This window comes from Chryseobacillus diguaensis (assembly GCF_049220665.1).
Taxonomy (GTDB): Bacteria; Bacillota; Bacilli; order Bacillales; family Bacillaceae; genus Metabacillus_B.
In genome coordinates this window covers 150,761-172,892 of sequence record NZ_JBMKNV010000001.1, presented here as the reverse complement: position 1 = coordinate 172,892, position 22,132 = coordinate 150,761, and the positions used below count along the sequence as shown (strand labels likewise).

Sequence of the window (22,132 nt, the reverse complement as noted above, 5' to 3'; positions counted from 1 at the left end):
CACTCTTCCTCCACGTTTCATAGACTCTTGCTTCTCACTGAGAACACGGCAAATACTGCCTCCTAATCGTCCCAACCCAATAACTGCAAATTCCTTTTCATTCTCTTCTTCCACCTGAAAATAGTATAAATTTTTAGTGATCATCCTTGACATTACAAAAGAGGATGAATTATTTCCTTGGAAATATTTTCAGAATATTCAATTTTATATTTCGTTTCTTTGTTCTATAGCCTGCTTCAATCTTTTTTGCATATACCCTATTCCCTGTATTTCCTTTAAAGGATAATGGTAAACAGGTCCTTTTCCGAAGCTTTCTTCGACAATGGGTTTAAACTTTTTGCCGCCAAGAATAACGATTTCATCATAGCCAGATAAGTTTTTGTCCAAAATTTGCTTTTTTAGTCTGGCTAGTGAAATGATATCCTCCTTTTTCATGCTAAATGAAAGGTCATAATTCTCCGCCACCTCATCATCCGGAAGCAAAAAACCGTGCTTAGCGGACAAAATCGTCCAATCGGTAAAAAACAGATTTGCGTATTGCTGGCAGAGCCGATGAAATATCCCGGTATAAGCATTTTTTGCAAGAGCGGGACCTTCATAATCACCTTTGTCCCAAATTTTTCTTTTTCCGCAAGGGATTACACATAACCTGTTCAAATGGTTATCCCTCCTGCTTGAGTCTTAAGAAACCTTTCCGTTTCAGCTTTTGAAGGCATGGCCGAATTGGTGGCTGCGTGTTTTTTATTTTCAGGAATTATTTCTCAACCCCTACAAATATTATAGAGACTTTTTTTCTGCTCATTTATCTTCTCATTACCAGCTAAAGAAATACTGCTGATTTTCAGACTTCCAGAACCCTTCTAATTTTCAGTCTCAAAAGGCAAATTATAGGCATCATAAATTGCTTTCATATCACGCGGCCTTTCCATTTTCCTCGCTGGATCTTCAAGCTCCTTAAATCCGAATTGTTCATAAAGCGAATGGGCATCTTTAGTGGCTAAATTAAAAGATGTTCCTTTTAAATAAGGGTGAGAGACGATAATGGAAATCAGCCACTTTCCAAGCCCGACTTCTCTAAACTCCGGAAGGATAAAAACATCACCAAGATAGGAAAAACGGACAAAATCTGTTACTACTCTGGCAAATCCAACTTGATCTATTACCTCTTTCTCTGGATTCACCTTATGTAAGCCATAACAAAGCTGTGAATTTTCAATGGAGGCAATCACCAAATCCTTTGCCAGTCCATTTGCCCAATAAGTATGCTCTGAAAGAAAAGAATGAATAAGATCCGTGTTTAACAAGGTTTTATCAGTGGAGATCATGAAGCCATCTTTTCTTTTCCAGCTTTGCGGTTCTGATAACTGGTTATCATAATCACTTCCCCGGCCATTATCCTTTCATATTTTTATTATTCTGTTTTAACTTTTTCAAGACCAAATACTTCAAAATAAGTATGATATTTATTTTCTATTTCAATTAATCTCTCGAATCTTTGCTCAGGACTGTAGTTAGAAATATTTTCCTCTCTCATCAAGTCCCTTCTTGCAAGCAAAGCACACAGCTTATCCCAAAAAACCTCTTCTTCATAGTCTGCAATGACATCCTCAAGCTCTTCGTCCAGCTGACGGGAAGCATAGTATTCATCATCAAGGGAATCGTAATCTGCATATTGCTCCATTCCAAATTCTTTGGAAAAAGAGAGAATATAGTTTTCCAACTCAAAAAATTCTTCCGATTCTTCGTGTTCTTCTCTTGCCCCTACCCATGTTGACAAATAAATCATTTTTAATAGTGTATGGTATTGTTTCTTTGTAAAATTGATTTTCATGGATGGACATCCCCCTCTACCAAAATGCATCTCCTTCCATTAAATCATATTCACAAGTTAAAAAGAAGACAGTCGTGACTTAAAAAATAAAGACACTTTATGAAATCCAGTCATTGTTTCAAAAACCCTGTGTTTCTTTTAAACTTAGGCTCTGTTAAACTTGGCTGTTGATTGCAGCAAGCAGGCACTCAAGCTTTAGCGGGCTTACCTTAGAGCCTCCTCGTCGCTTTGCTCCTGGGGAGTCTCCCTTGACACGCTTTTCTAAGCAGGAGTCTAAAGCACCCGCTCCAATCAACAAGGTGTAAAAATCAACAATAAGCTTGCTTTGAGCACTTAAAATAAAAAAGCTCATGCTGCCTGTATAGGCGCATGAGCTATATTGCTTTATTTTCTTACCCAAGGAAGTTCAGTTCCGAAGATCTGGGCCATATTTTGAAATTCCTGTTTTCTTCTTTTTCTGGCATTGGAACGTTCCTTGCCTGTTTCATATAACTCCTTTTCCATCTCTGTTTCTGGAAGAACAGGCGGAACAGGAGTCGGTTTATTGTTTGCATCTACAGCAACCATCGTCAGAAAGGAAAGAGCACAAATATTTCTTTCTCCTGTCAGCATATTCTCTGAAATAACTTTAACAAAGACTTCCATAGAAGTTCGGCCTGTATAGGTTACGAAAGCCTCCAGGCAAACGGACCATCCGACGTGAATAGGATGAAGAAAATCAACAGAATCGGTTGAAGCGGTTACAATCTCACTTCTTGAATGCCTCATAGCGGAAATAGCAGCTACATCATCTATATAAGCCATTAGCTTTCCGCCGAACATTGTACCATGATTATTCGTATCAGGAGGCAGGACAATACTGGTTTTTACTACAAAGGATTCGCGGCAGGGTTTGGCATTTAACATGAATAATTCTCCTTTAAGGTCATCTTTTTTACTCTAATTTTATTATATCATGAGGAAAAAATTCAAACTCCTTTTTGAAAGTTCAGAATTACTAGCTTTTTTCTACTTACGAAGAAGATTTTATCTATACAATTTCTCTTTTAGCAGTTTTCAACAAAAGCTCTGTTTAGTAAGATAAAATCAATACAAATAAAATTTATTGACATTTATGCTTATCATTATTGAAAAAAAGAGGTATTCAATGAAAAAAGTTCCTATTATCATTTTTCTTAATCTAGTTATGTATGCATTGATCATCAGCTTTCTTTATTTTTTTATCAAATTGACTGCAGGGCATTATTCTAATACCCTTTTTTTTGCAGGTGTGCTCTTTGCCAGCACTGCTTATTTTCTAGTGCTCAAAAGGTTTCTGTTTCATTTAGATACCTTTAGAAAAATTTATTTAATGACTAGTTTATTTACTTTTATAGGACTGGGAATACTTTTTTTCTTTCTTTTTTAGCCTCGAAACTCAAAACACCCTTAACGAAAGCAGGCTATTTCAGATGAAATGGCCTGCTTTTATTAAGGGCTGTTTCCGCGGAAGATTGCTGCTATTTGTAAAGGTTTAGAATACGCATGAAGATTAGCTTCGCGGCATCAGCCTTAAGAAAAGAACCTTATTAATCAATTTCAATTTTCCGGCCTTTTTTCTTAGAAAAATAAACCTTTAATATACCATCTTGGTGGACAGCCTTCATATCTTTCAACTGCATTTCAAGAGGCAGCTCCACTGTTCTTTGGACACCGTCCCATTTCTCTGGATCTCCAACTATAACATCTGTTTTTTCTTTTCTTCTCTTCACCTTGATTCGAAGCACGTTTCCAAGCAAATCAACATGAATTTCTTCCTTCTGAATACCCGGCAATTCTGCCTTGACAATAAAATGTTTTTCACTCTCAATGGTTTCAACAAAAAAAGATTTTTTTGAAGGATGCTGAAACAAGTCATCCATTGTGTGAAGCAACGTTTTATCTGGTCTTTGCTGAAAAAAATCATTGATCAGCTTCATGGGGTTATTATCCCTATTATTTGCGGCCATCTCGCCTGCTCCCTTCTTTCCATACTCCATATCCCAATTTATGCATCGACCCATAAAAAGGTTATATGAAAAGGTTAAAAAACCCAGTAAAAATATAGGAGTTTACCTATCCATACAGCATTCAGGCAACATAGAATAAACTGAATAAATAAAGGAGATGATGCAGATGAGCATGTATTTTCATGGATACCAGCCGCCTATTTACCATGGACATTATTCTTATCCTATCCATCAACCTGGGCATCATGGATATCCTCATCACCCATTTATGCCGCCTTATTCAAATCAAGGCATGAAGCAAAAAACCTTTTTTGATGCTTATAAAACACCCCATGGAACCATTGATTATAATCAGGTTTCCTTAACAATGGGAAAGATGAATTATGCGGTGAATCAGTTTAATCCTATAGTTAAGCAATTAATGTCTTTCCTAAAGAAGTGACGAAAGAAATTTTTTTCTATAGTGGCTAAGTGCCAATAAGGGAAAGATGAGGTCATAGCTATGGTAATGGATATAAAAGTTTCCTGCCATTCCCTGGCCTTTTGGATAATTGCCAGTCCACCCCACCGGCCGTCCTGCATGCTGGATCAGGTACTGTATGCCCCTTTCAATTTCTGCTGACGATTTTTCAGAAATGCTGATTAAAGCGTCAACAGCCCATCCTGTCTGTGTTACCGTACTTCTCCCAAGCGGGACGTATTTTTTTTGCATATCGCTTTTGCAGGATTCTCCCCAGCCTCCGTCCTCATTTTGTATACTTTTCAGCCAGCGTGCCCCTTTTTGAACAGCTGCTTCCTCAATTCTTTGACATGAAGCAAGACCTGTTAATGCTGCCCAAGTTCCGTAAATATAGCATATACCCCACCTGCCATACCATGACCCATCCTTTTTCTGATCAGCGATCAGCCATCGAATCCCTTTTTTGATCACCTCGTCCTGTTTTGATAAGTTTGTGCCGCTCCCTAAAAACTCTAGCGTTCTGCCAGTTAAATCAGCAGAGGAAGCATCTGAGAGAATATACTCTGCTCCATCTATCGGCAATAGATGAACTAGCCCGGAATCAACATTTTTCTCAAACGCTGGCCATCCTCCATCATCATTTTGCATGGAAAGTGTCCATCGCGTCCCCCGCTTCCATGCTGATGCATATACAGGACTTCCTGCCAGCTGAACGGAAATGGCTCTTAAAGAGGCCGTTGTGTCATCAACATCAGGATTGATTGTGTTGATATTTGAAAAACCCCATCCGCCGGGTTCTGAATCCTGATTATGCACCCTCCAATCGCCGTATTTAACATGCTGCTTTGTAAGCAGAAAGTTATTGGCTCTTTGTATGACTTCTGAATTCTCTGTTAGTCCTGATTCCTGAAGGGCATAGCTGATGAGAGACGTATTCCAGACGTGAGCAGTCGTATACTGCATATGGATTTTCCCGTCTATGGAACAAGCCATTGATTTTAAACCCCTCACCGCATGATCAATGAACGGATGATCCTTTGAATATCCCATGGACAATAAAGCATATATCATAAGGAACGTAGCACTGAAATAGCTGTAAAACGTTCCATCTGGCTCAATTCTTTGCAGCATATATTGTTCTGCCTTATGGTAGGCTATAGCCTTGAGCTGAGATGGAATACCAATAAGCGATTTTACTCCATGAGAGATCGTGGAAAATATGCCTCTCCATTCTTCTGATCTGTAGAGTCCATCTGGGTCCCACAAGGTGGAACGATCACCCGCAAGCAGTTCAGATAAATTTGGAGCGTCTGCATTTTTCATTTGAAATTTCTTATTTCCAAGAATCAATATAGGAACCATATTGGCTCTTCCATAAATGGAAAAGTTATAGAAATTTACTGGAAAATGAGAAGGAAGCAAAATGGCTTCTATAGGCAAAGGAAATAGAGCAGGCCATTGATATTGTCCAGTAATTGCAAGAAGAATTTTAGTGAAGAGACCAGCTTTGTTTATTCCTCCCCTCTCTAAAATAAATATTCGTGCTGCTTCCATTCTCGGATGGTTTTTTTTATAAAACCCTGCATATAAAAGGGCATAATAGGCTTCAATCGTTGCAGAAAGATCTCCGTCATCCTGATCTTCAAAAAGCTTCCATGATCCATTTTGTGTTTGTTTAGAGACGATTCTTTCAGAAACGGAACGAATAAGCTTTTCATCTTTCATATTGAGGTTTGAAAGCAAAACAATCATAAAAGCATCCGTTTTAATCCCTGTTTCAAAAGCATAGTCCCATGAACCATCAGCACTCTGGTCCTTTTTAAAAATCGAAACAATTCGGCTGATTTCTTTTTCGGCTTCCTGCATCATTTTGTTTCCCCCGTTCAAAAGAAGCTTCCATTTATCATATTCAAAGAAATAAAAGAATAACCCTCTCTAAACCCCTTTCCCTTCCATCATCCTGATCTATCTCAACCTCAGCCTAATAGCCATCAGTCACAAAATAAGAAAATTTCTGTACTCATTTGGAAATTCTGTTTCTATATATTTATGCTATTTTTTACTATTTTGCAATATAAAGACTTTTGATTTAAAAAGGTGAAATTTATGAGATGAAAATTTCTCAAAATTTAAATATAATGAGGACTATATAGAAAGCGATGAAGGAATGGCTGCCAACATGGCTCCAGAAGTAAATATTCAGTTGTTTAAATCTTTTTTTGATTTTTCTTCAAAAGCATTATTTATTTTAGAACTAGCGCAAATGATTCGTAAGCGCTAGAAAGGGAACAAATCCTAATGGACCTGCTCCCTTTCAATAAACTTTTACATCACTTCAGCAAATCATTAATTATTTGCGCCCTGATTTTTTGTTTCATTGTTTTCAGATTCAGTATGATAGCCTTCATTATGGCCAATTGCCGAAGTACTCCCGCCTTTAACTTCTGATCCTGCATCTTTCACTTTAGAGCCGATTTTTCCCAATTCGCTTTTTGCACTTTTTGCGATGGATAAGGTTTGCGTAGAAATTTTAACAACATCGTTTACCTTGCCAACTACTTTGTTTACACGCTCATAAAGATGCTGCGCATCTTCGATTGCAGATTTCAGAGTAGAGGTAGCCCCTTTTACCTGATCGATAAGCTGATCTTTAACCTCAGAAGGATTTTCTCTTACTTGATTGTAGACATCAACTGAAGAGTCCTTAAGACCAACTGCTCCCTTTTTCACTTTATTTCTTGTGGTAGAATCAATCATTGCGATAACACCGCCTGCAATAGCTCCAATAAGAACCCCTGTCAGCAATTTGTTTTTCTTTTCTTTATCCGCACGAACGTCATTTTGAACTTCTGTCAGATTTTCATTTTCTTGTGTCAATTTTTCTTCCTCCTTTAGCGTAATATGGTTTGCTCGTTTACTAGTTAGGCTTTTTCCCCATAGAGAATAGAGATAAACTATGATCAAATAAACAGCTTTATAGACTTTTGTACAGCTTGCAGCAAAGAAAACCTTATGAGAGAAAGGATTACTCTTTCTATTTATCGAAGAAATAGGAAGAATCCTGCTTGAAAACATGTAAAAAAATATTTCTTTCCTTTGAGGTGAAGAGTTGAAAAATGTCATTTCCGAAAGAATAAAAGCACTTGAAAACTATTCCCCTGAAGACACAATAGATTCAAAGAATCTGGATGAATTTTGGACATTAAATATAAACCGATTTAAAAACAAACCGCTGAATCTTAAAATACTGGAAACAAACACCCCTTTTTCGCTGATTGAAGCTTTCCATTGCATGTTTGAAGGATTTGATGAAACACCTCTTTTCGGCTGGTTTCTTATTCCGAAATTCCCGGTTCAGGAAAGGTATCCATGCGCTGTGATCTTCCATGGCTATTCGGGGAGCAAAGGATTGCCTGAAAAACATGCTGCGCTCCTCATGATGGGCATAGCTGTTTTCGCGGTTGATATACGCGGACAAGGAGGCGAAACAGGAAACCATTTGAAAAGTCCTCATGGAATGACAGCTGGATGGGTGACCCAGGGAATTCTCGAAAAAGAATCTTCTTATTTTAATGCCATCTCTATTGATGCTTTGAAAGCGGTAGAAGCATCTGTTACAATGGCTAAGATTAACAAGGATGAAATATTTGTTATGGGAGACAGCCAAGGTGGCGGATTAGCTCTTTTAACGGCTGCCTTATGCGAAATTCCGAGATTCGCCATAGCTAATATCCCAAATATGTGCCATATGGATTACGGACTTATGGAGTCTAAGGGATCTCTTAAAGAAATTGCTTCCTTTCTTAACAAATTTCCAAATCAGACTGATAGGGTTGTGGAAACATTAAGTTATTTCGACGTTATGAATATGGCAGACAGAATTACTATCCCTATTTTATTATCAGCAGGATTAAAGGATGAGATCTGTTTACCTGAAACGGTTTATGCGGCTTATAACAAAATACATTCCGAGAAAAAAATAAACTGTTTTCCTTTTAGCGGACATGAAGTCAGTGATTATCAGAAAAGAGAAGGTCTATTATTTATTAAAAAAGAATTAGGTAAATGATAAAAAGCATACAAAGAGGGGACCATTCAACATGGTCCCCTTCTTTTATTCATACTATTTTCTTACCCTCAATCTTGAAACCAAAATAACAAAAAGCAGCAAAATGCTTATGACAATGAGGCCCCCGAATACAGCAGGCAAGAGGGAACGAGTACTTCCCTGAGCCTGTTTATCTGTATAATTGCCTGGCTGATTGGAAAAGAGTTTTAAGTCAGCAGCTACCTTACCAAACGATTCACTGTTTGAATTCGGACTGTGAAAAATATCTTTTAATACGGCATTTTTTGGCGGTATGCTATTTTTGCTAAAGTCTAGTCCTTTCAATTCTTCAGGCACTTCTTTTTTCATGGTTCCGTCAATTTGCATTTCCGTGCCAGAATCTAGTTTTTGATTCTGATAAACGTTTGGCTCTGGAATGGAAGGACCCGCCTTTACAGTGCTTGCTGGGATGCAGCTTAAAAGAATCAGCAGAAATATTGTTAAGCGGAAACTGCTTTTATGCTTCATGAGCCGTCTCATTTTGCTGCTTTAGGCTTCTTCTTTTAATGGCATTTGCTGCAAAAGGAATAGCTCCGAGGACAATAGTAATTGCCAGCAATATGAGTGTTGCTTCTGTAAATTGGTTTTCTGGATCAATCTGAATAGATAGGTATACAGCTGAAATCGGATCACTATAGTTAAAGTTTGGCAGGGCCATTCCAAGAAGCGGTGAAATAAAGAACAAGATGAGCCCCATGCTTGCAATCCACCCAGTAAAGGATCCTAAAATGAACGCGGTTCTGACTAGAGTTGAAGCTGCTAGGAGAAGTACAATTGTAAATACCGTCCATTGAATGGCTCTGTCATCTGACAGGGTATAAATATTCAGTCCGAACAGTCCAATCATTAATCCGACAATCAAGTTCAGCAGCCCGAAAAGTGAGCCTTTAATCAGCATTGGCGCGTTCATAAAATATTGGCTGAAATAACCGATCATTAAGCTGCTGATCAGTATGATGACTAAAATAACAACTGGAGGCACCGCTTTAGTCTTTTGAGCTGGAATATCTGCATTTGCAGTAAGCGGATCGGCAAGATAGCTGTATACATAATCATTTGGCTGACCATCTACCATTGTATTCCCTAGAAGAGATTGAGTGGCATTTTTCATTTTTTTCGTTGCTAATACGTTTGCGGCCCATTTGTTATTAAGGGTATCAGCTTCCTGCTGAACTGAACCTACTTTTTTCTGGAGTTCATCCGTGTGTCCTATTACATTAGACTGCCTGTCTGAAAGAGAGGCTACAAGCTGGTCCATGTTTTGAAGCTCCTGGCCGACCTGTTGATTCATTGATAGAACACTGACACCATCTGTTGAACCATCCGGTGTGCTGCCTATAGTAATTTCCTCAGGCTGCATCAGCTGATCTGATAGTTTGGAAGCATGGTCCTGAATCGCATTCAATTCCGTATTAATATATTGCTGCTGGTCTTGCACGTTCCCTTGGTAGTCATCCATAAACGTTTTCAAGGATCTATTAAAGGCTTTCATATCATTCGAAGTAGAATCCAGCTCTCCCTGAAGCTCATCCCACATTTGCTTTTCTTCAGTATTAACAGCAAGAACACTTGTTAACTGCTCACTCAGATACGGATTATTCAGGACAGATTCCTTTACCGGATCTTCACTCTTTTTCATCCCCTCAAGAATGGCTGTATAACGGGTGATGTAAGAGTAGTATTGAAGCAGATCATTCAGATTATTGCTTAGTATCTCTGAATGAAATGAAGGCTCCAAATTCTTTTTCCGTTCTTCTGATATCAAAGTTGATTCCAAAATCCCTTTTTCCTCAGCTTTAATTTTCTCAATCATTGAACTCAAATCCCCAGAGGGAAATTGGATCTTATTTTGCAGTTCCATGTTTTTCTTTATTAATTCCTTATTTTGTGTAATCAAATTTTTATTTTCAGCGAAAACTTTCTCGTATTCAGCAGCAAGCTTGTCATATTCCTCTTTCCAATTCTTATCATCTTCAGCATTTCCATCTAATGATTGGGCAGCAGACTGAACCTTTTTTGACAAATCTGTGAGACCTTCAATCAGATTTTGGGCCTCAGAAGAATTGGCTTCAGGAATGGTTCCTGCAAGATCTTTCAGCCCGTTTATCTGATCATTAATGGCAGAAAGATCCTTCTTTTGATTGTCAGTATCAGCAGCTGAATTTTTTGCTTCAGGCTTTAAGAAAGCCGGGTCCGCTGGAGCTCCAGAATCTGTATTATCTTCACCAGGCACTGTAATTACTGGCGGTTCAGATGGAGTTTTCAATTTTTCCCTTAACGGAATCAGCTGTTTTTCAAGGTCATCAATGGAAGCTTCTTCTGATTTAATTTTATATTCATCAATCACTGAACTTTGTATGGCCATGATGCTTTTTTGCTGGCGATCCACTTGGTCTTGCCGTACTGAGGTCAGATCCCCCATTGTCTGGCTGTTCTGCTTCAGCATTTCCTGCACTCCATTGATTCCAGTAAGCAAATCATTTGCCTTTCCATTTATTTGCGCTTGAGTTAAGTCCTGCACCTGGGATATTTTCAGCATACCGTCTTGAATTGCTGTTTGGCTTGCTTCCTGTATTTGCATTAATGTAGCTTTTTGCTCCTGCTGATAGGCTTTGTATTTTTCAACAGCACTTACAAAAGAAGCAAGGTTTTGTCCAATTTGCTTGATTTGTTTGCTTCTTTCCGGAGAATTGGCATTTGCTTCATTCATCGTGCTTTGCAGCTCAGCAAGCATTTTTTTCTGCTCGTTCAGCTCTCCGGCCAGATCCTTCGATCCTGGCTGATAAAATGTATACATTGTATCTTTAAATTTGATTTCTTTATCAAGGATTTGCTTAAAATTATTGCGTACTTTATCGACTTTTTGAGAAACAAAGCTCCAATACAGCGTGGAGACAGTATTGTTCATTTTCTTATTTGCTTCTTCTATTTTTCTTAATACCTTTTCGCGGTTTACAGCATTCAGATTGTCCTGAATATGATACTCAATTTCTGCCTGCTCAGGCTGTGTATCCTTATACGTAAACACTCTGCTTGAAAATTGGGATGGGATAACGATGTATGCATCATATTTATCGTTTTTCAGACCTCGGACAGCCTCTCCCCTGCCTACGGTATCCCAATTATAGTCATTATGATCCTCTTTAATGGCTTTTAGTGCTACTCCTCCCATATCTCCGTCGCCGGTAAAATCAACTTCCTTGTCCTTATAGCCATCATCTTCATTTACAAGAGCAATGGTTTTTGCTGTATTTCCTTTCACTTTTAACGGTTCATCTCCTATGTACTGAAAGAACATGGAGGGCAGTGCAAGGATGAGGATCACAGCTAGAATGATTTTAAGAATATGCAACCGCTGTTGTGTCATATTAAGATCTTCCTTTCAATTACGCATAACGGGATTTGAATTTTCGTTTCTCTTTCGTTTTCTATTTGATAGCCAAACCCAGGTATGATTTCTGGCTCTTTCCTGTCAAAAGCCAAATTTAATAGACTTTGATCCGATTTTTTCATTAGAACGATTGCCTGGCGAACCTGTTTTAATTCATTTGTAAAAGAATCGTACCCTTTTGTAAACTCAGTATGGTTTCCGGCTACAATTACGTTAAAGCCTAGGTGGGCATAATTTTTCATGAATTTTGAGAGTCTTTCCTCGATCATACTGTCACCTGTTTGCAAAAAGCGGCTCAGTCCATCGATGATCAAAAGTATTGGAGAAAACTGAAGATGGTTAAGAGCTCCCTGTCCTATCGCAGCAAGGTATGACCGTTCCCTTTCGAATAAGGCGTTTTCTGCTGAATCAAGCCACGCTGTGATGTCATCCTTACCGCTCATATAATGAATGTTTTCTTCACTGGCATATTGGGAAAGACCTCTGCTAATATCATCAAAGATACCAATATCTCTCGATTGCTGAAGGAGCACAGTGTTCAAAATAACCTTCAGGACGTTCGTTTTTCCCTTTTGAGTCTGTCCAAGAATTAAGCAATGCCTGCTGCTGGACAGATTAATATAAACCGGACTAACCGATTCTTCATCAAGTCCCACTGGGATGAAACCTTCTTCCCGCTTGACTCTTATATCTTGAGCAAAATTAACCATTGTCAGATTAGCAGGCAGCATAGGTACCGGTTCAGGTGAAGTGAAAACAGCATATTTTTCTTTCAATGCCTGAACATCAAGCTTTATTTGGTCAAGAATCGCAAAATCATCTTCTCCATCTGATGGAAGCAGCATTTGTGCAAAAAAGGCATCATCCTTTTTAATAATAGCCCTGCCGGGTATTGGCTCTAGCGCATAAGGAACCCTCCCCAGTACAGAATAAGATTCCGTACTATCCATCAGATAATGGACAATTTTTGTTTTAAGGTTATTAATTAATGACTGTCTCATAGCGTTAATCCTAGTTGCTGTATAAATCATATAAATGCCAAGCGACTGTCCATCCCTTACAAACTGGGTAAACTGTGCTTCCAAGTCCTGAAGCTCTTCTTTTACCAGATCATAATTATCGATGGTAATAAAAATGAGCGGCAGCTTCTGATCGCTTAAAGCATTGTACATTTTGACAGATGACACTTCTTTAGATTGAAGCATATTCTTTCTTCTGCTCATTTCTTCCTTCATGAGCCTCATGAACTTCTCAATCTTTCTCTCCTGATCAGCCATAAAATAGTCAGCTGTGTGCGGAAGCTGTCTAAGAGGAAGCAAGCTTCCATTCCCAAAATCAAAAATATAGTAATGAATTTCTTCAGGATTGTAAGACTTGGCAAATTGCAGAAGCAAGTTCATTACAGTATAAGATTTCCCATAACCAGAGGATCCAAATATTCCTATGTTTCCATCATCCATCAGCTGATAACGATAAGGTGTCTGGCTCTGTTTTTCCGGTTCATCGATCATGGCAATTTCGAACTCGGAAGCTTCAGCAACTTCAGCAGCTGCAGCAGATTGGATGAAAATTCTTTCTTCAAGCGGCGGCAGCCAAGGACTCGGCAGCTTGTTAATGTGAAGCTCTTTCTGCACTTGTTCAATTTTGTCCACAATGGCCTCAATCTGTGACTGCCCTTCCTTTTTAGCGTGTTTTTCAGATGAGCTGACATCGGTCAATGGGATTAGGCCAAGGTCTGATACAATCGCTATTTCATCCTCTAGTCCAAATGTATCGTTCTCATACGGGGCACCGCTCCAGGCTGACTGAAAGAGATCATAGACTTCATTGTTGCCGACCTGAAGGTATCCTCTTCCGGTCACAGTAATAGCAGCAGCGTCACTATTTTTCAGTATCTCTCTGCTGTCATTGGCATCCTGAACCTTCAGTGCCACTTTAAATCGGGAGTTACTCCATATTTGGTCATCGATTACACCGCCTGGTTTTTGTGTAGCCAGTATAAGATGCACTCCTAGACTTCGCCCGATACGCGCAGCACTCACAAGTTCCCTGATAAAATCAGGCTCTTCACTTTTCAGCTCTGCGAACTCATCTGCTATTAAAAACAGGTGAGGCAGAGGATCTTTTGCTTTTTTCTTTTTATAAAGTGTTGTGTAATCGTTAATATGATTGACCTGATATTGATCAAACAGCCTTTGCCTTCTTTTTAGCTCACTTCTAATCGAAGCGAGGGCACGTGCGCTGAAATTCTTGCTGCCCTCGATATTGGTTATTGTTCCTAGCAGATGAGGCATGTTTTTGAATGGCTGTGCCATCCCCCCGCCCTTGTAATCAATTAATAGAAAGGCTACTTCATGAGGATGAAAGTTAACAGCAAGAGATAAAATATACGTCTGAAGAAATTCACTCTTCCCCGACCCTGTTGTTCCGGCAAGAAGTCCATGCGGCCCATGGGCTTTTTCATGAAGGTTTAATTCAACCAGATCATCCTTTCCCTTCAGACCAATTGGAACAGCCAGAGATTTGGATGACTCTCTCGTCAGCCACTTTTGGTCAATTTGCAAACCATCCGCATCTTTTGCATGGAACATTTCTAAAAATGAAACACTGGATGGAATTGAATTTGTCATTCCAATCTGATGATCAAGCGTTTTTAATGTTCTGGCATACGTTTCATTGTTTTCGTGCTCGTGCTGATCAAGTCTGAATGTTATCTGTGCGGCTTTTTTATCCTTTATGAGGATATCGCCTTCCTCTTCGTTTATGTAACGAATCAATGTATGAATATTTTCGCTTAAGCTCTCTTTTGTTTCTGCAGCGAATAGAACTGAGAACCCAAGATCCGGATGTTCCCCTTCCAAATATTCCAATATGACATGCTCTGAAATAAGCTGCTGATTGGTAACGACGAAAACAAAATGAGGAGAAAATCGCAGCTTTTCTTTATCTTCTTCAAGATCCCTTTCCCGCAGAACCTCATATAACGATGAAAGGAGCTGATCTCTTGTTTGTTCGTTATAGATCATTCCTTTGGCAAACGTATTAGGCAGCTGAAAATGCGGAAGCCATTTCATCCATTCCCACTGCTTGTATTCCTTTTCATTAAAGATAAAAACAAATCTTAAATCATGATAACTATGAAAAAATGAAAGCTGACCTATCAGCTGATGGAGCTCATTTTTCACAACGGATTCTTTCCCGACTAGCCCCATTGCTCCATGAGAAAGATTAACAGGTATTGGCAGATGCCTTAGTTCCTTATATACCTTCTCCATAATCTGTGACTGTTCCATAAGGTCATCTACTTCTCTTGATGACATATCACCGCTGTTAACAGAAAGCTTAAATGAGGCGGGGACCGTACCTGTACCAATTCTGAAATCCATGAAATCCTTGCTCTCAGGAGTTCTTTCCCAAATCCTGTCTGAGATCTCTTCTGCCATATATTTCATGCGCTCAAAGGAAGGATAATGAAATGTTAAAACATGCTTTTGTTCTTCTGCTCTTTCATGAAGCTCTTCTCTTTTGCTTTCAAGGTATTGGGTGTATACTCTGCGCCTCTTCTCTTCTCTGGACTTAAAACGCTTTCTGTCTTTGAAATACTGTGCAGAAGATGTTATAAGAGTCATACCAAACATGGCTATAGAGACGAGCATAAAAAGCCCTCTCGGCTGGAACAAAGCTACCATACCCATTATGATCAGCATCACAAGCGGAGGCAGTATAATCAGCATCAGTCCCCTGTTTGTATCCTCAGATTCCTGGGAAGGAAACGCAAGCTGCACATCTTCCTTGGGCAATTCATATATCATTCGCGGCGTCCTTCTGTATAGAGGATATTTCTTTTTCATTTCAGAAACAGGTATGACCGTCCTTGGCAGGTTCGTCTCTACTTCATCAAAAGCTGCTATTTCTAATACATCCTCTTCTAAAAAGCGAAGAACCAGAAACGGCCAGAAGATTTCATCCCCAAGCTTCAATTCTGTTCTGCCATGGAACTTTTCCCCATTAATATATAAGTCATCTCTTTCTGTATCTAGTATCCATTTGTCCTTCAGCTTTCTGAATGAAAAATCCTGATTTTTTTGAAGAGATAAGACCTTTCCTTTTTTGAATACATCTGCATTTCCCTTTGCTTCAGAAGAAAAAATAAGTTCTGTTTTATCTCCGACATAAAAATTGGACCTTATAGGCTTATTGGCTGAATAGCATATAGAAAGAGTACGTCCTTTTTCTGAAAGATGGATAAAATCCTGACCTGACAGCTGTCCAATATGCTGTCCATTATGAAAAACTCCAAAATCTTCTGGGGCTGCTTTCCTTTCTACTGAAACGCCGCCGAATTCAAATGGAAATGTCTTAATTGTTACAGTGTCATCTATTTCATTTCCTGCTGTGATAACACCTGTAAATTCCTCTTTAACTTCTAATCTTTGGCAATACTGATCTTGAAAAAACCATAGAAAACCCATTTACTCACCTCCTATGATGTTTTTATTTATTCGTTCCGCCTTGATTTTGAGGAGCATTCCGCTGCTGTTTATCAGCAGGTTTGGTGTTTGGCGGTGCTGGTTTGCTATTAGCAGGTACAGGCGCTTTTTCAGCTGCAGCATTCCCTCCATTTTGTGGTGGAACTGCAGCAGAAGCAGCATCTTCATCAGCTTGCTGGCTGTTTTCAGCGGCCTTTTGATTTTGCTCATCTTTATCTTTTTTCAACTGTGCCAACCTTTGTTCAGTTTCATCAATTTTTTGTTTTTGATCACTTGCAGACATCGATTTGTCGGCTTTTAGCTGGGCGTCGTAATGTTTGTCTATATCCTCAGTATGCAGATTCGCATATTCTAACGCTTTTTCACCGTCACCTCTGCCGATGTTAATCCAGTAATCAAGCAATTCTGTATCTGTGTCAGGTGCAATGGACTGATGAATATTTTCTCTTTGCTCTCTTCCCAGATCCTTTAACGACTGTATCGAAGAATCTGCCAGCTCATATTTCACAACACCCGAATTGATATCTTCCACTTTATATTTTGCTAACACACTTTTCACACCGCTATAATCTTTACTGATGTAGTGTTCATTCGCTGCAAGGAAAGCCTGTTGCTTAGGAATATCAAAAAACATGGATTTACCAGTATAAATTAGTGCTGGAATCAGTAATAGAAGAAGTAATAGAGATGCATAAAGAAGGGTTTTCCACTTTTTTTGCGGAATATGTACCAGGTATTTGTCCTCTTTTGCCAACCGTTCCAAATGTGTTTGAATCAACTTTAACAGGCTATTGGAATTTTCTGCCTGCATGATTTCCTTCGCTTCTTGAGAAAGGGGCAGCGTTTCTGAGTGGTTCAGGTATTCACTGTAAGTATGTTTCCAGTCTATTGCCTGAGCGACTGTTGCTTTTAATTCTTTTAGCTCGATGTCCTTATCTCTTTCATAAGGAGGAAGGCTCTCTTTAACCCCGTAATGCATGAAATAAGGGGTGAAGGTTTGATCTATTAAAATATTTTCAGGGCAAATGACCAAATTCAGCCTTGTTAAATGATGTTCATCTCTTGCTTTAACAAGCTGATAGGCAAATAGCCACTTTGATCGTTCGTCATAATTTTTAAGAGAAAGAAAGGGTGAAAGAGCAGGATCTGCTTCTGTTCTTATGATAATTTCATCTTCATTTTGTTCTATTTCTCTCATTATTAGCGGGTTAAGGGATTTCAGCATTTCAATTTCAAGCTGGCTGTCCAGATTGATTTTTTCATTTTGAAATTGAAAGGTGCAGTCTTTATCATTTTTTGTTATATGGGCCTGAATCCTTTTTTCTAAGTATGTTTGCTTGTTTTCTGTCATCCCTCTTACTCCTTCAAAGAATTTCTACACAATCTCCTGAGGTAATTCCGCAATCATTAAGCGTATCATTTCCTGTTAGGACAACCTTTTTATTTGGAATGCGAATCCAATAGCCCTCTCTTGGAGGCTCCTGTAAATTCCTTGCCTGCCAAACCACATCAATGAGTTTTTTGACAGAATAGTAGTTGGATAGCCTGAGATCGAATCGTTCCCCATTGTAGTGCTTTAAATCAATAGTAATTTCCACATACATGCTGCTCACCTCAAAAATGAGAGAAGCGCCATTTCCTCTGAATCGAATTGGCGCTTCTCTTTCTCGTAAATTTTCAGATGGAATTAACCGTTAATTTGGTTTGCAATGTCTTGGTCAGCTTGCTCAAGAGAACTTGCCGTTTTGCTAAGCTGTACTTTGATTTCATCCAAAAGCTGCTGCATTTGTTTGAAAGAAGGCTTCAGTCTGTCGTATTGGGAAGCAAATGCTTGGCTTGATTGACCTTCCCAGCTTCCTTGCAGCTGCTGGATCATTTTATCAAGATCACCAATAATGTTTTCAACTTCACCTGATTTTTGGCCATAACGATTAGACATTTCCTGAAGTTCTGCAGGTGTAACGCGAATTCTACCTGACATTTTTCCCTCTCCTTTTACATGAATTTACTATTTAATTCTAAGAAACTTCTTGCCGGCAGGTCAATTGAATCTTGCGATAATTGCCAAAAATAAGAAATTCTATCTACATATACCTTATTTTAGGAAATGATAAACCTTTAAATTAAGGAATTTTTGCACATTTTTTTTGAAGCGTGTAATTATATAGTCCCGCATAATAAAACAGCCTGATATAAAAGGAAAATGTTCAGTTAAATTTGTTGAAAAAAGTATATATGGAAAGAAAAATTTATATTAATATAAAATTTTTTGTCATCGCAGTAATCTATTAATTGATAAACTAGCGATTTCTTCTTTCGACAAAGCCCCTTTTCTTAGACTTTGTTGTTATATCTTCAAGGCTGTTTTCTAAGAGATTGTTCCTATTTAATAAAAAGCTCTTTTCTAAAGGCTCTATTCTTAAACTTTGTTGCTCATGACCCTATATATAGTCCTCGAAACCTTTGGGACGGCAAAAACTTTAAGAAGAGATGCCCCAATGCTAGTCTAAATGCGTGATAAGAGCAAGTACGAAAAACAACAATCTATGCGAAAACAGCCTTTATTAAACAATTCTAAGCAGCTCAACACAATAGTAAGCTGGCATCATTTCATCCAGCCAGCAAGAGGTTTTTTCATTTCCAAAATTCGAATAAAGGACCGCTCTCTCCATAAACCGGATCCGTTTCCGGGAGAGGTACATTATTAATCTTTTCTATTTCCAGCTGCAGGTCATTTTCTAAGGATTTTTTCAAATCTGCTGACATGCCATTTGGGTAGGCACCTGCAACTTGAAAATCATAGCTTGCATCCAATCGTTTATGTCCTGTTCCAGCCGGGAGCAAGAGAACATCTCCGGCAGAAACCTCCGCTTCTTGGCCTTCTTCCCCTCCAAGCATCAAAAGTGCTTTCCCTCTCTGGACAGCAAGTACTTCATGTGTATTGCTGTGATAATGGTGAAAATCAAAAACGCCGTTTACCCAGCTGTTCAGCCACTTATTTCGATTAAAATTCGCTTCGGATTCCAAAGGATCCTCTTTCCATACTCCTTGATAGAGGATGACAGGGAGTTCCGGATTATTTGGAATACCTGCACCTGATTTTAAATAAATTGTTTTTATCAATGTAAATTCTCCTTCCATGCTTTTAAATGAAATTCCCATTTTTTCACTACAAAAAACCAAAAAGCCTGTTTTATGCTACAGGCTTTTTGGTTTCATATCAGTATTGGTTACATCTAACACATCGAGAAGGAAAACAAATACAGGTATTCCAATAATTAATCCCCATACGCCGAAAAAGTGCTCAGACACGATTAACACAATAAACGTATAAAAGACTGGAAGATCTGTTTTGGCAGACATCAGCTTTGGATTTAGTATATATGCTTCAATAACATGAATGACAATAATCAGTATCACGATATACACAATCCCAAGCAATCCATTAATTGTGTATGCAATGATACATAACGGCACAAGTGAAATAATGACGCCCGCAACTGGGATTAACCCAAGAAATAGCACCATCATGGAAATGCCAAAAAGCTGCGGGAATCCCATAATCCATAATGCAATCGTCGTTAGCACGCAGTTTATCAAAGCAATGACAAATTGAGCTTCAAGGACTTTTCCGAAAGTCCTGACAAATTTAGCTGAAAAGAATTCGATTTCTTTGTAGAAAGGTGCCACCTTACTCGTCTTGAATTTTCTTGTAAAGTCCACAAGCCTTGGCTTATCAAGCAGAAAAAACAAGCTGAGAATAAGAGAAAGAAACACCTGCAATCCTACTTTCCCTATATCCTGAAAGGATTTAAAGATAAAATCAAAGCCCTGGCCGGCATATTTGGCAATCTGATTTTTTTCAAGCGTATTTGCCAAATAATTAATAATTGGATTATTTTGCGGCTTTTGATAAAATTCGGTCAGTTGTCTAATGAGCTGAGTAATTTCCTTGGAGATAATCGGAAGATACGTGGTAACTGCAACTGCAAGCAGCCCGATTACCAAAGCATAAAGAACGATAACGGTTACCTTCCTATTGATGGGAAATTTACGGGAAACCGCTGTCTGCAGGCGGTCCATTAAAAAGCTGAAGATGAAAGTGAGAAGAATGAGATTGATCATACTTCTGAAGCTGTAAAGCAATAGTGCCAGCAACAGAAAAATGATAAAGCGCTTAAAGCCCGGCTTTTGAAAAATTTTTATTAATGCTTCCATGGACTACCATTTACCTTTCACATCTGGTTCAATATCATTAAAAGACAAACGCTAATTATAATGATATTTCATCCAAAAATACAGAAATTTTTATCTCTTTAATTATCTATCAAATTACTAGAAAATTTCAAGTAGATTGTGAAAAATTAGTGGACAATTTCCCTGCCTGCTTGTATCAATTTCCGACAAAGACAATAATTACATACAGATCAAAAAAGATCGGCCATTAAAAAAAGCGCAAGGCTCCCGGAGCTAGATTCAGTGCGCTAACTAGGTAAGAAATGAAATAAATTCTGAAATTATAAGAAAACGCAAGCGCCTTGAACAGCCCCGACAGGCATAAGACGGTCTGCCAGAGAAAGGCGGTCTTGCTTTCTTTGGCTGACCGGCTTATGACCTAAGATCGGGCTAGGCGCTGGAGCTGGACAAATCTACTTTATACAAGCTGGGATTTTTCAATAAAAATTTATACTTTCTTACCATTCAAAAAAAGCAAAACCCTGCTAAATAGCAGGGTTTGCCCTCTTTAAGCCCACCACATTTCTCCGGCAGACTGTTCAATTAAGACAGACTTAAGATTTGTGACAGCCCGCTGAAAACCTTCCTCAATGGACATAATCGGATCTTCATGTTCAATACTTACAACATAATCATAGCCATAGATTCTTAAATAGCTCATCATTTGGGACCATTCTTCAATACTGTGCCCGCAGCCTACAGAGCGGAAATTCCAAGCTCTTGATTGAATGTTTCCATATGGCTGCATATCTGTAAGGCCATACATGTTCACATTATCCTGATCAATAAATGTATCCTTGGCATGAAAATGATGAATAGCATTCGCCTTGCCCAAAATTTTTATGGCTGCGACAGGATCTATGCCCTGCCACCAAAGATGGCTCGGATCTAAATTCGCCCCGATTGCCTCGCAGGTTTCTTCGCGCAGCTTTAATAGAGTATAGGGTGTATGAACCAAGAATCCGCCGTGCAGCTCCAAGCCTATTTTAACCCCGTGATCTTCAGCAAACTTTCCTGCTTTTTTCCAATAAGGAATCAGCTTTTCTTCCCATTGCCACTTTAGAACATCACCGTATTCATTTGGCCATGGGGCAACTGGCCAGTTTGGATACTTTGCCCCTTCATGATCTCCTGCTGTACCTGAGAAGCAGTTCACAACAGGTACTTCGAGGAGTGAAGCGAGTTTGATTGTTTTCATTAAGGTATCATCTGATTCTTTTGCAAAAGCCTCACCTGGGGAAATCGGATTTCCGTGACAGCTGAAGGCACTAATTACGAGATTTCGTTCATGCACTTTTCCTATGTACTCTTTTCTTGCCTCTTCACTTTCAAGAAGCTCGTCCAGATTACAATGAGCACCGCCCGGATAACCCCCAGTTCCGATTTCCACTGCGTGCAGACCGGAATCCTTCACATAATCAAGCATTTCCTCAAAGCTTTTATCTGCAAACAGAACCGTAAATACACCTAGCTTCAATTTCTCCCATCTCCTTTATGAAAGGCTCTTTTCTTAAACTTTGTTGTTCTTTCACTCTTTTCAGTGCTGAACAGAATACATCTGAGAATTTTAAGAAAAGATGCCGCGATATTAACATTTTTGCATGTTCTAAGACCATTACGAATAGCAA

General features: G+C 38.9%; 18 protein-coding genes. 2 read left to right on the top strand and 16 right to left on the bottom strand.

Annotated features, from left to right (window positions below; all coding sequences use genetic code 11):
* Positions 1-204 precede the first annotated feature (204 nt).
* The 5 genes from ACOT8F_RS00845 to ACOT8F_RS00825 all read right to left on the bottom strand — a co-directional run bounded on the left by ACOT8F_RS00845 (position 205) and on the right by ACOT8F_RS00825 (position 3,819).
* Complete coding sequence (locus ACOT8F_RS00845; RefSeq protein ID WP_421649663.1) at positions 205-657, bottom strand: DUF6884 domain-containing protein; 453 nt, start codon at positions 655-657, stop codon at positions 205-207.
* 203 nt (positions 658-860) lie between these two features.
* On the bottom strand, positions 861-1,325 hold the full coding sequence (locus ACOT8F_RS00840; protein WP_421649662.1) for a GNAT family N-acetyltransferase: 465 nt from the start codon (positions 1,323-1,325) through the stop codon (positions 861-863).
* 86 nt (positions 1,326-1,411) lie between these two features.
* Positions 1,412-1,831: a hypothetical protein gene (locus tag ACOT8F_RS00835; RefSeq protein WP_421649661.1), complete on the bottom strand. Its 420-nt coding sequence runs from the start codon at positions 1,829-1,831 to the stop codon at positions 1,412-1,414.
* A 384-nt stretch (positions 1,832-2,215) separates the two neighbouring features.
* Positions 2,216-2,737: an acyl-CoA thioesterase gene (locus ACOT8F_RS00830; RefSeq protein ID WP_421649660.1), complete on the bottom strand. Its 522-nt coding sequence runs from the start codon at positions 2,735-2,737 to the stop codon at positions 2,216-2,218.
* 662 nt (positions 2,738-3,399) lie between these two features.
* Positions 3,400-3,819 (bottom strand): Hsp20/alpha crystallin family protein, encoded by a 420-nt coding sequence (locus ACOT8F_RS00825; RefSeq protein WP_421649659.1) that lies wholly within the window; start codon positions 3,817-3,819, stop codon positions 3,400-3,402.
* A gap of 166 nt (positions 3,820-3,985) precedes the next feature.
* Between ACOT8F_RS00825 and ACOT8F_RS00820 the strand changes: the two genes are divergently transcribed.
* Entirely contained in the window at positions 3,986-4,261 is a 276-nt protein-coding gene (locus ACOT8F_RS00820; RefSeq protein ID WP_421649658.1) for a YppG family protein, read from the top strand.
* On the opposite strand, the gene shc is transcribed toward ACOT8F_RS00820, so the two are convergent.
* Together shc and ACOT8F_RS00810 are read right to left on the bottom strand one after the other, a co-directional pair.
* Complete coding sequence (gene shc, locus ACOT8F_RS00815; RefSeq protein WP_421649657.1) at positions 4,250-6,148, bottom strand: squalene--hopene cyclase; 1,899 nt, start codon at positions 6,146-6,148, stop codon at positions 4,250-4,252. The two genes, ACOT8F_RS00820 and shc, sit on opposite strands and share 12 nt — an antisense overlap.
* A 477-nt stretch (positions 6,149-6,625) precedes the next feature.
* Entirely contained in the window at positions 6,626-7,156 is a 531-nt protein-coding gene (locus ACOT8F_RS00810) for a YtxH domain-containing protein (RefSeq protein ID WP_421649656.1), read from the bottom strand.
* A gap of 232 nt (positions 7,157-7,388) precedes the next feature.
* Between ACOT8F_RS00810 and ACOT8F_RS00805 the strand changes: the two genes are divergently transcribed.
* Entirely contained in the window at positions 7,389-8,348 is a 960-nt protein-coding gene (locus ACOT8F_RS00805) for an acetylxylan esterase (RefSeq protein ID WP_421649655.1), read from the top strand.
* Positions 8,349-8,402: 54 nt separating this feature from the next.
* On the opposite strand, the gene ACOT8F_RS00800 is transcribed toward ACOT8F_RS00805, so the two are convergent.
* From ACOT8F_RS00800 to ACOT8F_RS00760, 9 genes are all read right to left on the bottom strand, one after another.
* Complete coding sequence (locus ACOT8F_RS00800; RefSeq protein ID WP_421649654.1) at positions 8,403-8,855, bottom strand: type VII secretion EssA family protein; 453 nt, start codon at positions 8,853-8,855, stop codon at positions 8,403-8,405.
* Complete coding sequence (gene esaA, locus ACOT8F_RS00795; RefSeq protein WP_421649653.1) at positions 8,845-11,754, bottom strand: type VII secretion protein EsaA; 2,910 nt, start codon at positions 11,752-11,754, stop codon at positions 8,845-8,847. Before esaA ends, ACOT8F_RS00800 begins: the two co-directional genes overlap by 11 nt.
* Positions 11,751-16,250, bottom strand: coding sequence for a type VII secretion protein EssC (essC, locus tag ACOT8F_RS00790; protein ID WP_421649652.1), 4,500 nt, complete (start codon positions 16,248-16,250; stop codon positions 11,751-11,753). The genes esaA and essC overlap by 4 nt, the downstream gene beginning before the upstream one ends.
* A gap of 22 nt (positions 16,251-16,272) precedes the next feature.
* Entirely contained in the window at positions 16,273-17,619 is a 1,347-nt protein-coding gene (gene essB, locus ACOT8F_RS00785) for a type VII secretion protein EssB (RefSeq protein ID WP_421649651.1), read from the bottom strand.
* Positions 17,620-17,632: 13 nt separating this feature from the next.
* Positions 17,633-17,872: an ESX secretion system protein YukD gene (yukD, locus tag ACOT8F_RS00780; protein WP_421649649.1), complete on the bottom strand. Its 240-nt coding sequence runs from the start codon at positions 17,870-17,872 to the stop codon at positions 17,633-17,635.
* A gap of 83 nt (positions 17,873-17,955) precedes the next feature.
* Positions 17,956-18,249 (bottom strand): WXG100 family type VII secretion target, encoded by a 294-nt coding sequence (locus ACOT8F_RS00775; RefSeq protein ID WP_421649648.1) that lies wholly within the window; start codon positions 18,247-18,249, stop codon positions 17,956-17,958.
* 653 nt (positions 18,250-18,902) lie between these two features.
* Entirely contained in the window at positions 18,903-19,391 is a 489-nt protein-coding gene (locus tag ACOT8F_RS00770; RefSeq protein WP_421649647.1) for a cupin domain-containing protein, read from the bottom strand.
* A gap of 75 nt (positions 19,392-19,466) precedes the next feature.
* The gene (locus tag ACOT8F_RS00765) at positions 19,467-20,486 is read right to left on the bottom strand and encodes an AI-2E family transporter (RefSeq protein ID WP_421649646.1); all 1,020 of its coding nucleotides are present in this window, start codon (positions 20,484-20,486) and stop codon (positions 19,467-19,469) included.
* A 526-nt stretch (positions 20,487-21,012) separates the two neighbouring features.
* Positions 21,013-21,981: a sugar phosphate isomerase/epimerase family protein gene (locus ACOT8F_RS00760; RefSeq protein WP_421649645.1), complete on the bottom strand. Its 969-nt coding sequence runs from the start codon at positions 21,979-21,981 to the stop codon at positions 21,013-21,015.
* Between the last annotated feature and the right edge of the window lie 151 nt (positions 21,982-22,132).

Bases quoted from the DNA above. Each gene is read 5' to 3' on its own strand.
- ACOT8F_RS00835 (WP_421649661.1), bottom strand. From the start codon at position 1,831: ATGAAAATCAATTTTACAAAGAAACAATACCATACACTATTAAAAATG.
- essB (WP_421649651.1), bottom strand. From the start codon at position 17,619: ATGACAGAAAACAAGCAAACATACTTAGAAAAAAGGATTCAGGCCCAT.
- ACOT8F_RS00825 (WP_421649659.1), bottom strand. From the start codon at position 3,819: ATGGCCGCAAATAATAGGGATAATAACCCCATGAAGCTGATCAATGAT.
- shc (WP_421649657.1), bottom strand. From the start codon at position 6,148: ATGATGCAGGAAGCCGAAAAAGAAATCAGCCGAATTGTTTCGATTTTT.
- ACOT8F_RS00765 (WP_421649646.1), bottom strand. From the start codon at position 20,486: ATGGAAGCATTAATAAAAATTTTTCAAAAGCCGGGCTTTAAGCGCTTT.
- ACOT8F_RS00830 (WP_421649660.1), bottom strand. From the start codon at position 2,737: ATGTTAAATGCCAAACCCTGCCGCGAATCCTTTGTAGTAAAAACCAGT.
- ACOT8F_RS00820 (WP_421649658.1), top strand. From the start codon at position 3,986: ATGAGCATGTATTTTCATGGATACCAGCCGCCTATTTACCATGGACAT.
- esaA (WP_421649653.1), bottom strand. From the start codon at position 11,754: ATGACACAACAGCGGTTGCATATTCTTAAAATCATTCTAGCTGTGATC.
- essC (WP_421649652.1), bottom strand. From the start codon at position 16,250: ATGGGTTTTCTATGGTTTTTTCAAGATCAGTATTGCCAAAGATTAGAA.
- ACOT8F_RS00800 (WP_421649654.1), bottom strand. From the start codon at position 8,855: ATGAAGCATAAAAGCAGTTTCCGCTTAACAATATTTCTGCTGATTCTT.
- ACOT8F_RS00840 (WP_421649662.1), bottom strand. From the start codon at position 1,325: ATGATCTCCACTGATAAAACCTTGTTAAACACGGATCTTATTCATTCT.
- ACOT8F_RS00775 (WP_421649648.1), bottom strand. From the start codon at position 18,249: ATGTCAGGTAGAATTCGCGTTACACCTGCAGAACTTCAGGAAATGTCT.
- yukD (WP_421649649.1), bottom strand. From the start codon at position 17,872: ATGTATGTGGAAATTACTATTGATTTAAAGCACTACAATGGGGAACGA.